The 12,951-nt window shown below is 46.2% G+C and carries 15 protein-coding genes; 4 read left to right on the forward strand and 11 right to left on the reverse strand.

The genetic code is table 11. The annotated features are described in order from the left end of the window. The first annotated feature begins 107 nt into the window (after positions 1–107). The 3 genes from H7198_RS02205 (at position 108) to H7198_RS02215 (ending at position 2,631) form a co-directional block, all read left to right on the forward strand. Positions 108–968, forward strand: a complete 861-nt coding sequence (locus tag H7198_RS02205) for an NAD(P)H-hydrate dehydratase (RefSeq protein ID WP_274458182.1) — start codon at positions 108–110, stop codon at positions 966–968. 21 nt (positions 969–989) lie between these two features. Then, positions 990–1,808, forward strand: coding sequence for an exodeoxyribonuclease III (locus tag H7198_RS02210; protein WP_274458183.1), 819 nt, complete (start codon positions 990–992; stop codon positions 1,806–1,808). Between the two features lie 121 nt (positions 1,809–1,929). Next, positions 1,930–2,631 (forward strand): class I SAM-dependent methyltransferase, encoded by a 702-nt coding sequence (locus H7198_RS02215; RefSeq protein ID WP_274458184.1) that lies wholly within the window; start codon positions 1,930–1,932, stop codon positions 2,629–2,631. 60 nt (positions 2,632–2,691) lie between these two features. On the opposite strand, the gene H7198_RS02220 is transcribed toward H7198_RS02215, so the two are convergent. The 7 genes from H7198_RS02220 to murI form a co-directional block, all read right to left on the reverse strand. Continuing rightward, the gene (locus tag H7198_RS02220) at positions 2,692–3,225 is read right to left on the reverse strand and encodes a 3'-5' exonuclease (RefSeq protein ID WP_274458185.1); all 534 of its coding nucleotides are present in this window, start codon (positions 3,223–3,225) and stop codon (positions 2,692–2,694) included. Further along, positions 3,222–3,776, reverse strand: a complete 555-nt coding sequence (locus H7198_RS02225) for a GNAT family N-acetyltransferase (protein WP_274458186.1) — start codon at positions 3,774–3,776, stop codon at positions 3,222–3,224. Before H7198_RS02225 ends, H7198_RS02220 begins: the two co-directional genes overlap by 4 nt. Further along, complete coding sequence (tsaE, locus tag H7198_RS02230) at positions 3,776–4,231, reverse strand: tRNA (adenosine(37)-N6)-threonylcarbamoyltransferase complex ATPase subunit type 1 TsaE (protein WP_274458187.1); 456 nt, start codon at positions 4,229–4,231, stop codon at positions 3,776–3,778. The genes H7198_RS02225 and tsaE overlap by 1 nt, the downstream gene beginning before the upstream one ends. An 86-nt stretch (positions 4,232–4,317) precedes the next feature. After that, a complete protein-coding gene (queA, locus tag H7198_RS02235) occupies positions 4,318–5,379 on the reverse strand; it encodes a tRNA preQ1(34) S-adenosylmethionine ribosyltransferase-isomerase QueA (protein WP_274458188.1) in 1,062 nt (353 codons plus the stop codon). A 31-nt stretch (positions 5,380–5,410) separates the two neighbouring features. Then, on the reverse strand, positions 5,411–6,463 hold the full coding sequence (gene ruvB / locus H7198_RS02240; RefSeq protein ID WP_274458189.1) for a Holliday junction branch migration DNA helicase RuvB: 1,053 nt from the start codon (positions 6,461–6,463) through the stop codon (positions 5,411–5,413). Between the two features lie 83 nt (positions 6,464–6,546). Then, positions 6,547–7,152, reverse strand: a complete 606-nt coding sequence (locus H7198_RS02245) for an XTP/dITP diphosphatase (protein ID WP_274458190.1) — start codon at positions 7,150–7,152, stop codon at positions 6,547–6,549. Positions 7,153–7,168: 16 nt separating this feature from the next. After that, complete coding sequence (murI, locus tag H7198_RS02250) at positions 7,169–7,996, reverse strand: glutamate racemase (protein WP_274458191.1); 828 nt, start codon at positions 7,994–7,996, stop codon at positions 7,169–7,171. A gap of 96 nt (positions 7,997–8,092) precedes the next feature. Between murI and H7198_RS02255 the strand changes: the two genes are divergently transcribed. Beyond that, complete coding sequence (locus tag H7198_RS02255) at positions 8,093–8,926, forward strand: YslB family protein (protein WP_274458192.1); 834 nt, start codon at positions 8,093–8,095, stop codon at positions 8,924–8,926. 51 nt (positions 8,927–8,977) lie between these two features. Here H7198_RS02255 and H7198_RS02260 read toward each other — a convergent pair whose 3' ends face one another. From H7198_RS02260 to rplS, 4 genes are all read right to left on the reverse strand, one after another. Continuing rightward, positions 8,978–10,339, reverse strand: coding sequence for a DEAD/DEAH box helicase (locus H7198_RS02260; protein WP_274458193.1), 1,362 nt, complete (start codon positions 10,337–10,339; stop codon positions 8,978–8,980). Positions 10,340–10,354: 15 nt separating this feature from the next. After that, the gene (locus H7198_RS02265; protein WP_274458194.1) at positions 10,355–11,317 is read right to left on the reverse strand and encodes a DHH family phosphoesterase; all 963 of its coding nucleotides are present in this window, start codon (positions 11,315–11,317) and stop codon (positions 10,355–10,357) included. A gap of 75 nt (positions 11,318–11,392) precedes the next feature. Further along, complete coding sequence (gene dinB / locus H7198_RS02270) at positions 11,393–12,487, reverse strand: DNA polymerase IV (protein WP_274458195.1); 1,095 nt, start codon at positions 12,485–12,487, stop codon at positions 11,393–11,395. 75 nt (positions 12,488–12,562) lie between these two features. Continuing rightward, positions 12,563–12,922, reverse strand: coding sequence for a 50S ribosomal protein L19 (rplS, locus tag H7198_RS02275; RefSeq protein WP_274458196.1), 360 nt, complete (start codon positions 12,920–12,922; stop codon positions 12,563–12,565). Positions 12,923–12,951: the final 29 nt, after the last annotated feature.

A 12,951-nucleotide genomic window follows, 5' to 3' on the forward strand; every position in this document is an offset into this window, starting at 1 on the left:
CTCATGTCATCTGAAAAGTCGCTCAGGGCTTTTTCATAATATTCTAATGATTTGATTTTAATTATACACAAGTGAGCGTTAAAATGTTGCATAGGAGGAGAAATTTTATGATTGAACTTTCACGGACAATTGCTGCCAATGTTATTCAACCAAGGCAGGCAAACAGTTATAAAGGAACATACGGTCGTGTACTCATTATTGGAGGCAACGCTAACCTTGGTGGCGCAGCCATTATGAACACACAGGCCGCCGTCCAATCGGGTGCCGGCTTAGTGACGGTTGCAACCGACATTTCCAATAAGACGGCCATTCACTCCCGCCTACCCGAAGCCATGGTTGTCGACTACCACGAACATCTCGAAGACTACATTCAAAAGTCCGACGTTGTTCTCATCGGTTCCGGTCTGGGTGATGAAATCGATATTCTAAAAGAATGTCTGCAAACAATCCAAGAAAACCAAGTGCTCATTATTGACGGATCTGCCATCACAATGATTGCCGAAAATAATCTCTCCTTACCAAATGCCAAAATTGTATTCACTCCCCACCAGATGGAATGGCAGCGTTTATCTAATATCGCCATTGCCAACCAAAAGCGTGAGGACAACAACTGGGAAGCCCTCGTAAACTTTAATCAGGAACCAATCTTAGTTTTGAAATCAGATGCCACCCAGGTATACTTGGAACATGAACTTTATCAACTCACTGTCGGCGGCCCTTATCAGGCAACAGGCGGTATGGGCGATACCCTAGCCGGTATGATTGCCGGCTTCGCCGCGCAATTCCATCCCCTTGGCGCGGCCGTTCTGGCCGCTGTTTACTGCCATTCGGCCATTGCTGATGAACTCAGCAAGACGGCCTACGTGACTCTGCCATCAAAGATTGCCGAAGCCATCCCCGCCTTTATGAAAAAACTAGCGGATACACCAATCACCGCTGACGGGCTTGATGAAGAACAAGAAGAATAATCACAAAGGAAGCGCACTCAAATGAAACTGATTTCCTGGAACATCGATTCCATCAACGCAGCCGTCGAGCACAAATCCGACCGTGGCCTCATGACCTGGGGCGTACTCGAAGGGATTGCTGAAAAGCAACCCGACGTTGTGGCCATTCAAGAAACAAAGTTAAAAGTCGATGGGATGACCAAGAAGCAAAAGGAAGCCCTGGAAGGTCTCTTCCCCGACTACCACTTTTACGCCAACTCATCATCAGCTCGTAAGTCTTACGCTGGTACCATGTTGATTACCAAGAACGAACCACTAAAGGTTGACTTTCCAACCATCGGCGCACCCGGTGAAATGGATCAAGAAGGACGTATCGTAACGGCCGAATTTGAAGACTTTTACGTATCAACTGTCTATACACCCAACGCCGGTGGCGAACTCGCCCGTTTGGACGATCGTCAACTTTGGGATGACGCTTACCGGAAGTACATCGATGGCTTAAACGAAAAGAAGCCCGTTATCTTCTCCGGTGATTTCAACGTCGCCCACGAAGAAATCGATTTGAAGCACCCTAAGCAAAACCACCATTCCGCTGGTTTCACGGATGAAGAACGTGAACACTTCACCAAGCTTTTGGACGCTGGCTACACCGACACCCTCCGTGCCATGTATCCTGACCAACCAGATATCTATTCTTGGTGGGCGCAGCGTTCCAAGACATCAAAAATCAACAACTCCGGCTGGAGAATTGATTACTACTTGGTCTCAAACCGCATCGCCGATAAGGTCCAAGACATCCACGTCGTCGACACTGGCGCACGTCAGGATCACGCCCCATTGGAATTGGATATTGAGATGTAAATAAAAAGCCTCGCAGTTATAACTACGAGGCTTTTTTATGTAGGAAATTAAACAATGTAAAATATTGGACATTTCTTCGTGTATGGTATATTAAATAAACCATTCATTAGGGAGAATCAAAATGAAAAAAGGTATCGATGCACCATATGCACTGTTCGGAATGTCTTTTGTGACTGTTCTACTCTTTTTACAAGCACTTCGAACTGGTCACACTGTTCTATGGATTTTTACAATCATTTTATTCTTTTCAGCTATCACATACTTTCACACAAGCTACTTTGGAAAGTATAAAATCATCAAGAATGCTGTGCAACAGCTAAAAATCCAAAACACGGATAAAATTTTAGATTTAGGAACTGGACATGGCATTGTCCTAATTGAAGCTGCCCAATATTTGGAATTTCCTGGCCAAGCAACAGGAATCGATATCTGGCGAAACGGTGATCAATCAAATAATTCAATCGAAGAAACTAAATCGAACATTTCAAAACTGGGATACGAAAAAGTGGCAAATGTTGCGACAGCAAACATGCTTGACCTTCCCTTTGCCGATAATAGTTTTGATATTGTAACAGCTAGTTTAGCCATCCATAACCTCAAATCAAAACATGAAAGAGCAGCTGCTTTAAAAGAAGCGACTCGCGTTTTAAAGCCAAATGGCCAACTATTAATTATTGATTTCAGCCATGACCGTGAATATCAAGTAACGTTAACGGAGGCAAAGCAGTATAACAATGTACAATTATCGAAAACTGGTTACAACGGTTGGTGGGGTGGCCCTTGGATGGCAACCATAGTCATTACGGCTCAAAAAAGAAAATAAAAAGAGTGGTATCAACAAATGTTGGTACCACTTTTTTTCGCTAACTTATCAAATAATCAATCACTTATACCTGACCGCTTGTTTCAACGGCTCTGTTCCAAAAAGTTGACCCTGACGAATCAAGATTTCAGCACAGGCCACCGCGTCGGCCAAGGCGTTGTGGTGGTTCTTCAGTGAGATATCTAAGGAAGCCGATACCGTATTCAACTTATGATTTGGCAAATCCGGCATCAATTTACGCGAAGTACGGAGTGTATCCAGTACTTGGAAGTGCGCATCGGGCAAGTCGTAGTAATCCAGACAAGCTTTCAAAACCGAAACATCAAAAGTCGCATTGTGGGCAACGACCAGTTTCTCTTCTGTAAAGAAGGGCGCAATCGTTGGCCAAATCTCTTTGAAGTTTGGCGCGTCCACAACATCCTTTTCGTAAATACCATGAATCTGCGAATTACGAGCAGAAAAATGAGTGTCTGGCTTCAACAAGCTATAAAACTGGTCGACAATTTTATCATCGCGAACAACAACGAGGGCTAGCGAAACGGCAGAATGCCGTTGGCCAGAGGCCGTTTCAAAGTCAATTGCTACAAAATTCATGCTAAACTCAACTCCCTTCGCTCCAATTCGGCAACTCGGCCGTTTGGTAACTTGACCTGCTGCTCACCGCCAGGTTGAATATCAAAACCTAAAACATCATAAAGATGACGAGCTGGCGCATTCGTTACATCAACATCCAGCCATAAACGGTCGTAGCCAACTTGTTCGGCCCAGTCGATCATGGCTTCGATTGTCAGTCGGCCTAGTCCCTGATTCTGATAATCTTTTAAAACAGCAATCCCAACTTCACCAGCTGAAATGGATCCAATCCCAACTGGATAAGAAACAGCAGGATTATCGGCAGAATCATCTGCCGACTCAGCTTCCGCCCAAATCAACCAAGACTTCGCTGGTAAATCATCTTCAGGGTCCAAATCATCTTCATCAAAGGACCGGGACTGCTGGCGGGCGAGTTCATCGGCCAATAAAAAGGTATCGGACTCCTTCTTCAAAACGGCCAACAAATCTTGAGCGGCCTGAGCATTGGACAGGTCCATCCCCTTTAAACTATAGGTCAAAGTCACTTCGTCATCGCCCCGATTTTCGGCCATCATGATAGCCCCTCTTCAATGCTTTCAGCATAACCAAGTCCCTTGATAGTAATCACACGGTCCGACTCTGACTCCCCCGTTCGCTCAAAGGTCATCACTAAGCGATCGTTTGGTAGTAAGTCCGCCATAAACTGTGGCCACTCAATCAAAGTGACTCCATCGGTTCCCAAGTAATCTTCAAATCCCTGATCCGCCGCACCAGACTCTTCCAAACGGTAAGCATCAAAGTGGTACAAAGGAATTCGCCCTGATTCGTAGGTATTCAAGATATTAAAGGTTGGACTCTTCACACGGTCTTCCACGCCTAAAGCTTGGGCAAAGCCTTTCGTAAAAGTCGTCTTACCAGCCCCAAGGTCACCGTTCAAAGTGATAACTAGACCAGGCTTAGCCAAGTTGGCAATCTGTTCTGCCAAAGCCTGGGTTTCTTTTGCATTTTTGCTTTCGTATTTTTTCATAGAATCTATTATAACATGGTCCCGACACTGACGGTCTGGACCAGAATAAGCAAAAAAGCAGCCATCCAAGGCTGCTTTTGTAACCATTATTTGTGTACAAACATCGCATCCCCAAAGGAGAAGAAACGGTACTTGTCCGCCACCGCGTGCTTGTAGGCGTTCAAGATATTGTCACGGCCAGTAAAGGCGGCAACCAGCATCACAAGAGTCGACTTTGGCAAGTGGAAGTTCGTGATGAAGGCATCGACAACCTGCCAGTCGTAGCCAGGCTTGATGAAGATATCGGTCCAACCAGAATCGGCTTTTAACTCACCATGGAACTTGCTTCCAATCGTTTCCAAAGTACGAATAGAAGTTGTTCCAGTCGCTACGACGCGACCACCGTTTGCGCGCACCTTGTTCAACTTTTCAGCAGCTTCTTCCGACAACTGGTAGAACTCGGAGTGCATCTTGTGGTCTTCGATGTTTTCTTCGTCCACCGGACGGAAGGTTCCTAGTCCGACGTGCAAAGTCAATTCCACCAATTCAACACCCTTGTCGGCGACTTTTTGCAAAAGTTCTGGCGTCCAGTGCAAGCCAGCCGTTGGGGCAGCTGCTGAACCATCCACCTTTGAATAAACGGTCTGGTAACGTTCCTGATCATCAAGCTTTTCCTTGATGTATGGAGGAAGTGGCATTTCACCTAGCTCTTCCAAGCGTTCCATGAAGATACCCTGGTAGCTAAATTTAATGTAACGGCCACCGTGCTCCAATTCCTTAACAATGGTACCAGTCATCACTGGGTTCTCTGGGTCATCCCCAAAGACAATCGTTGAACCAACCGGTGACTTCTTAGCTGGCTTTACCAAGACTTCCCAAACGTCGTCGTGGTCCTGGCGTAGCAAAAGCACTTCGGCATGGCCACCAGTTGTTGGACGAATACCGTGCAAACGGGCTGGTAAGACACGTGAGTTATTCATCACCAGCGCATCGCCCGGGTTCAAATAGTCGATAATATCGTAAAAATGCTTATCCTCATAAGCACCAGTCACCGCGTTCAAAACCAGCAAACGGGATGACGAACGGTCCTTCAAAGGCGTTTGCGCAATTAATTCTTCAGGTAAATCATAGTCAAAATCAGATAGTTGGTAATGTGGTGCTTCCGTCATGGAAGGCCCCCCTTTTTATTCTTTATCTCTTTTACTTGTCAGGATATGGTCGTCCGAGATGTTCGTACGCCGCTTCGGTAACAACACGACCACGTGGTGTTCGCTTCAAGAAACCAATTTGTAGCAAGTAAGGTTCCACCATCGATTCAATGGTGTCCTGCTCTTCACCAATGTTGGCTGCAATCGTTGCCAGACCAACCGGTCCGCCATTGTACAAATCAATCATCAACAGCAACAATTTATGGTCGGTTTCATCCAAACCCTTTTGATCAACACGCAGCTTATCCAAGGCCATGTCGACCAGTTCTGGTTCAATCGCTGTTTTACCAGCAACCTGGGCAAAGTCGCGCACCCGCTTTAACAAGCGGTTGGCAATTCGCGGTGTCCCACGGGAACGCAGGGCAACGGCCAAAGCACCTTCTTTAGTAATCGGTGCTTCAAAAATCGCCGCCGTACGTTTCACAATCTCCGCCAAATCTTCAGGCTCGTAGTAGGCCAAAGAGTTAATGATTCCAAAACGATCACGTAAAGGCTTTGACAGCATCCCGGGACGAGTTGTCGCCCCCACCAAAGTAAAGGGTGGTAATGGGAAATGGACGGCCCGGGCCGTTGGCCCCTGCCCGACCATGATGTCGATGTAGTAATCTTCCATGGCCGAGTAGAGCATTTCTTCCACGTTCATTGGTAAACGATGAATTTCATCGATGAAGAGAACGTCTCCTGGTTCCAGTCCGTTCAAAAGGGCAACCAAGTCGCCACCCTTTTCAATGGCCGGACCCGAAGCCGTCTTCAAGTGGACGCCCAACTCGTTGGCAATAATCATCGCCAAGGTGGTTTTACCTAAACCTGGAGGGCCAAAGAGTAGAACGTGGTCCAGTGCTTCTTCACGCATCTTAGCCGCCTGCAAGTAAACAGACAGTTCCTCTTTCAAAGCCCGTTGGCCAATGTATTCCGACAGCTTCTTTGGACGCAGTGAAAGTTCGCTCTCCTGCTCCTCCTGATTAGCCGAAGCGTTCTTCAAGAGTTCATCCGTCTCGTTTTGCCCCTCGTACCAGGCGTTAAATTGTGGGTTTTCGTCAGTCATTAGTCCTATTATAACCTAATTATCGCTACTTTTGCCCGCCAGCCGAGCTGACTTTTATCAACTAAAAAAGTCGGTTACCCGACTTATTTGGCCAACCATGTTGGCAATTTTGCAATCATTTCTTTCAAGGCGCGGCCGCGATGGGAAACAGCGTTTTTTTCATCCATCGTCATTTCCGCGAAAGTCATTTCCGCGGGTGCATAGTAGAAAATGGGATCGTATCCGAATGTCTCGTTCCCGTTCCAATCCTCGGTAATGAAGCCGTCAACCCGACCAGCCGCTTCCAAGTTTGGACGATTCTTGCCAGCCACCACCATCACCGTGGTAAAGAAGGCCTCCCGGTCAATCGCTTGAAGGCCAGCCATCTTTTCGAGCACCTTCTTATTGTTGGCTACATCATCATGATCACCAGCGTAACGGGCTGAATAAACACCAGGTTCACCATTCAAAGCTGGAATCACTAAGCCCGAATCATCAGCCAAAACATAGTCGTCTGGATAAACAGCCGCAATCGCTTCCGCCTTCTTCGTTGCGTTTTCCAAAAAAGTCTGACCATCTTCCAAAACATCGGGCAGCTCTGGTAAATCAGCTAAGGACAAAACCTCTAAATTAATCTTAGCCTTTTTCAAAGCTGCTTCGATTTCTTCCACCTTATGCGCGTTCTTACTTGCAATAATCAATCGTGCCATGACAGTCCCTCAATCATCATTTTTGTTCTAATTCTTCAACTGGCAAGTGAGCGAAATGCCAATCACCTTGACCAAGCCAGTCGGTAGCAATGACTTCAAAAGCATCAACTGGACCAGTCGTATAGAGTTCATAACTTGCAGCAGCTGCTGACTCTGTGTCCAACAAGTCCATACTCTTTAAACTTTTTGCTAAATCAACCGCCGTTGCCGCACCGGCATCAACCAGTTTTACGCCGGAACCGACCGCCTTTTGAATGGACTTAGTCAGCAATGGAAAGTGGGTACAGCCCAAAATCAAGGTATCAATCTTATCAGCTCCAAAGTCCTGCAAGTGTTCAGCCACTTCTTCTTCAGCCGCAGTCGTCTGATAGGTATTCTTTTCAACCAATTGAACAAAGTCGGGCTCGGCCTGAGCGAAGACCTTAGCCCCAGGTTTTAGAGAATGAATCTCATCCTGATACTTAGCAGACTTCACAGTTCCTTCCGTCGCAATCAGACCAATTCGACCCGTTTGACTGGTCTTAACGGCCGCTTTAGCCCCCGAATCAATGACCCCAATAACTGGAATATTGAGTTCCTTTTGCAAAACGGGTAAAGCACAGGCCGTGGCTGTGTTACAGGCAATGACAAAGACTTTGATATCGTATTTTTCAATCAAAAAATGCGCAATTTGTCTTGCAAATTGCACCACTTCTTCGGGCCGACGTGGCCCATATGGGTTTCTCGCATTGTCTCCAACAAAGACAATTGATTCCTTTGATAAAAGGGCCTTAACCGCCTTCAAAACAGTCAAACCACCAATACCGGAATCCATCATTCCAATTGCATTCATCGATTTCTTCATAACTCCTATTATGGTAGATTCGTGAAAAAAAGCAAGAGAGACTGCGTCGTTTTGCTTTCCTTTTGTTATAATGGTTAGAAGAAAGGATTTTGCCTAATGCCAAACGCTAAAGCCAATAAAAGAATCGGTTCTAACCGGACAGAAAACGCCTTCGCATCCCTTCTTTTGCGAGACGCTTTATTGCAAAACTTATTAACTGATGATTACGCCAACATCACTTACTGGGCTGGTAAGGAATTGGCTCGTCAATTCCCACTGGAATCAATCGCTGAATTATCAGAATTCTTCGATAACGCCTCTTTTGGTCAGCTTGAAATTGCCTACCAGGGTGAATCCGAACAGCAGTGGGTGTTAACCGGTCCAGTGGTGGCTGACCGTTTGTCACTAAACCGTCAGGCTGACTTTTCACTGGAAACCGGTTTTCTAGCGCAACAGGTTGAAATGCAAAACCAAGCAATCTCTGAAGGTTACTTCCAGGTTGTTAACCGTAAAAACTCCGTTACCATCACCATCATGGTGGATAACGAACATAAGATTAACTCACTCACTTCATCCGAACAGGTTACCCTTCGCGACCGCTTCTTCGATTTGATGGATGCCAAGACGGAATCCGTTCAAGAACAAATCGAAGAAACCGGTACGATTAAGCCCGCTTCCGAATCACACTTCATCGACGAAGAAACAGAGCTTTCAACGGATGAAGCCTTAAGCACTAGCGTTAACTCCGTCGCCCCGGACTCAACAGAAAACAGCCAGAGTCAATTAGAACAGGCTGCATCACTTGCTTCTGAAGCCGAAGTTGATGAACACGTGGCCATGTCTGAAGAAGAAGAGGAACTTTCAGTGGAACAATCCATTACGAATTCCCTTCTCGCCTTCGATCCAAAGACTAAAAAGAACCGCGATTCAAAGAGTACCTTAGACTATTAAACACAATAAAAAAACACCCGAGAATATCGGGTGTTTTTTATTTACATCAAATTAACCGTTTTGCTTATTCTTTCGCATGGTATTTCGACGTTCTTGACGCGCTTCAATACGACGGTCCATTTGTTGTTTACGCTTTAGGTTATTCTTAATCTGGCGCTTATAACCAGGCTTAACCTTCTTCTTTTTCTTCTTCACCATTCCGACCATTTCTGGATCGAGCTTCTTGGTGGTTGCTTGACGCTGATAACGGGCCTTACGGTCCTTGATATCAACAATCTCGCCGTTCTTAATCTGCTTGTTCTGGAAAACAATTCCAAGGGCTTCCAGTTCAGCAATCTTCTTTTCTTCGTCTGGTCCGTACAGCGTCACGGCTGTACCAGGCAAACCGTTACGGCCTGTTCGACCAACACGGTGCACGAAGAATTCCAATTCACCAGGTACACCATCGTTAATGACGTGAGAGACCCCTTCGATATCAATACCACGAGCAGCCAAATCGGTTGCAACCACGTATTGGTACTCAAGGTTCATAATGCCCTTCATGACACGGCGACGTTCGCGAGGTGGAATATCACCGTGGATTTCGGCAACCTTCAAACCCTGGTGGCGAAGATGCATGGCCAATTCCTTAACACGCTCCTTGGTGTTTCCAAAGATCAAAGCCAAGTAAGGGTTAAAGATTGACAACAACTTGTCAATCACTTCTTCCTTATCCTTTGAACGAGTTGAAATCAACCAGTTGTCAATGGTGTCGGCAATCGTGGCAGACGTTGGAATGGTCGTAAATGTTGGGTTCTCCAAATACTTACGCAAGAATGGCTTCAACTTTTCTGGCATCGTGGCAGAGAAAACCAAAGTCTGCAAATCCTTTGGCATAGCAGCGGCCAAAAAATCAACGTCTGGCAGGAATCCCATGTCCAAAGTCATGTCCGCTTCATCGACAACCAGTGTTTCGGCCTGGTTAACAACCAAGGCACCAGTCTTTACTAAATCAGCTAAACGACCAGGAGTTCCAACAACAACCTGTGGTTGATGCTTTTGCAGCTGGCGCATTTGGCGGGCCTTATCGGTTCCCCCAACGTATTCGACGATGGATACCTTTTCCATCTCCATGGCTTCCGCAAAGGTACGGGCAGCCTTGGCAATCTGAGCAGCCAATTCACGGGAAGGTGTCGTAATCACCACCTGGGTCTTCTGTAACTCAGGCTTCAAGTTATTAAAGACGGGTACCAAAAAGGCGTGGGTCTTACCCGATCCCGTCTGAGACTGACCAACGACATCCCCACCACGCAAAGCCGTTGGAATCAACTTTGCTTGGATTGGTGTTGGTTGATCAAAGCCGATTTTCTTTAGTGCTGAGAGCACTTCCGGCTTTAAATTAAATTGGCCAAATTGTTGGCTTTGTTCTGACATATTGTCCTTACTTTCTTACTTCGCATTCTTAAGGGCAGCATCCACGCGGTCAACAACCTCTTGAATCTGCTCCTTACCGTATGCCCAAGCACCAGATGCCAGTGGGTGTCCCCCACCATCAAAGTCTTGCGCAATGGTGTTAATGACAACGGAACGAGAGCGCAAACGCACTCGGTAATCGCCGTTATCTTGTTCTTCAAAAATAGCCCAGGCCTTCACACGGTCAATTCGTGATGGAATCGAAACCGTGTAAGAAGTACCAGCATCCCCCAAGTGGAAGGAGTCGAGCAAATCACGGTCCAAGACCACGTAGGCAAATCCTGAATCAAGCACTGTAATGTGTTGCATGACCCAACCAGATAGCTTGACAGCGGCTTCTGGCAAAGTCGTCATCTGTGTGTACATCTTCTGGTAGTCAAATCCATAGGAAACCAACTTACCAGCCACGTTAAAGACATCTTCGTTCAAAGAATACATGAAACGACCAGTATCACCGGTAATTCCAATGTAAAGGAAGCGAGCGGCTTCCTTGGTCATCTTCAACCCTTGGTCCTTTAGCATCTCGTAAAACTTGTAAATCAAGACGGCAGTTGCAGCCGCATCGTCTTCGACCCACTGCCAATCACCATAAGGTTCAACGTTTGGGTGGTGGTCAATCTTAACCACTTCCATTCCGTCACGCCAGCGCTGGTCATCAACGCGAGGGTCGTTGGCGGTATCGACAACGATAACTAAGGCTTTCTTATAGGCTGAATCCGGCACATCATCAGCAATTGGCTGACCATCACCGATCCAGGCCAAACCAGGAATCTGCTTACCAGCTGCATAGATTTTCTTTTCAGGAAATGAGGCCTTTAAAATTGCCTGCAATCCGAGCTGAGAACCATAGGCATCAGGATCAGGTCGTTGGTGACGGTGAATGATGATTGTGTCATAACGCTTAATTTGCGCCAAAATATCTTCTTGGATGCTTGCCATAAATATATCCTTGTCTTTTTTGTCTACTTACTATTATACCCTAGCCAGACCGCGGAACCAAAAGGAAATCAATCCTTAGAATCGGTCGAAAAGCGAAACGGCCTCATACTTTTGTTCCACAATGTTTGAAAAAGTAATCCCTAACAAACGGATTGAGAATCCATCCGGATAAAGTTCATCAAAAATCAACATCGCCTGTCGTGCCATGAAGGCTGGGTCCAGGTCAAAAGTCGTTGGCTGGGTGATTCCCTTGGTCTGCGTCTTAAACTGGTCATCACGGATTTTCACCGTTAGTGTTCGTCCCAGGAGCTTTCGCTTCGTCATATTCGCTACGACTTTTTCAGCTAAATCTTTAAAAGCAGCTTCAATCTGTGCGCGGTCATGTAAGGCAAACTCAAAGGTTGATTCCTTCCCAACGGATTGACGAACAGAGCGGTCTTTCACGGGAGAAAAATGAGTGGCCCGGGCTTGCCAGTACAACACATCCCCAAAGGATCCGAAATGAACACGCAAATCATCTAAGGACATGGCAAATAAATCACGGCCATCCTTCACACCTAATTTTTCAAACTTCTCAAGGGTCTTTTGTCCAACACCACGGAACTTTCGAATTGGTAACTTCAGCATAAAATCTTGGGCCAATTCATGCGGAATCACCGTCACTCCGTTCGGTTTGTGGTGTTCCGATCCCAGCTTAGCCAGCACTTTATTATAAGAAACACCAACCGAACAAGTCAGATGAGTCTCTTCCCAAATTCGATGACGCAACTGGGCGGCTAAAGTTGGGGCTGCCATTTTATTAGCCGAAACATCTAAATAAGCTTCATCTAAGGCAACCGGCTCAATCATATCGGTAAACTCATGAAAAATGGCATGAATCTGAGCCGAAATAGTTCGATACTTATCAAAGTCTGGTGCGACAAAAACTAAATTAGGACAAGCCTTCTTGGCCTCAATCGCCCCCATGGCTGAATGAACACCAGACTGCCGGGCAATGTAGTTTGCGGTCGCAATCACTCCATGACCATGGTGCTGATCAGGATCACGTCCAATCCCAAGGGGGACCTGCCGCAACTTCGGATTATCCCGCATTTCGACTTGTGCGTAAAAAGCATCAATATCAACATGCAAAATTCGTCGATGGTCTTTGGCCTGTAAAAACTCTGACATTTCTGTCGCCCCCCCTTTCTAAATATTTAAGCAAAATAAAAAGTCCCCACTAAGAGTGGAGACTTTAACTCGAACTTAGACGTCGCGACGACGTTCCTTGATACGAGCTGCCTTACCTTGCAATGCACGCAAGTAGTAAAGCTTGGCGCGGCGAACTTGACCGTAGCGAGTAACTTCGATCTTGTCAACACGTGGTGAATGTACTGGGAAAGTACGTTCCACACCAACACCAGAAGAGATCTTACGAACAGTGTAAGTGGCCTGGATTCCAGTTCCCTTACGCTTGATAACAACTCCTTCAAAGAGCTGAACACGTTCGCGAGTACCTTCAACGATTCGAGCGTGAACTCGAACAGTGTCCCCTGCACGGAATTCAGGAATATCGTTCCGCAATTGGGCTGAAGTAACTTTTTCTAACAAAATGTTTTGACGCATGTCATTCTCCTAATCGCCAATCTTATGCT

It is taken from the genome of Fructobacillus sp. CRL 2054 (assembly GCF_028764065.1).
Taxonomy (GTDB): Bacteria; Bacillota; Bacilli; order Lactobacillales; family Lactobacillaceae; genus Fructobacillus.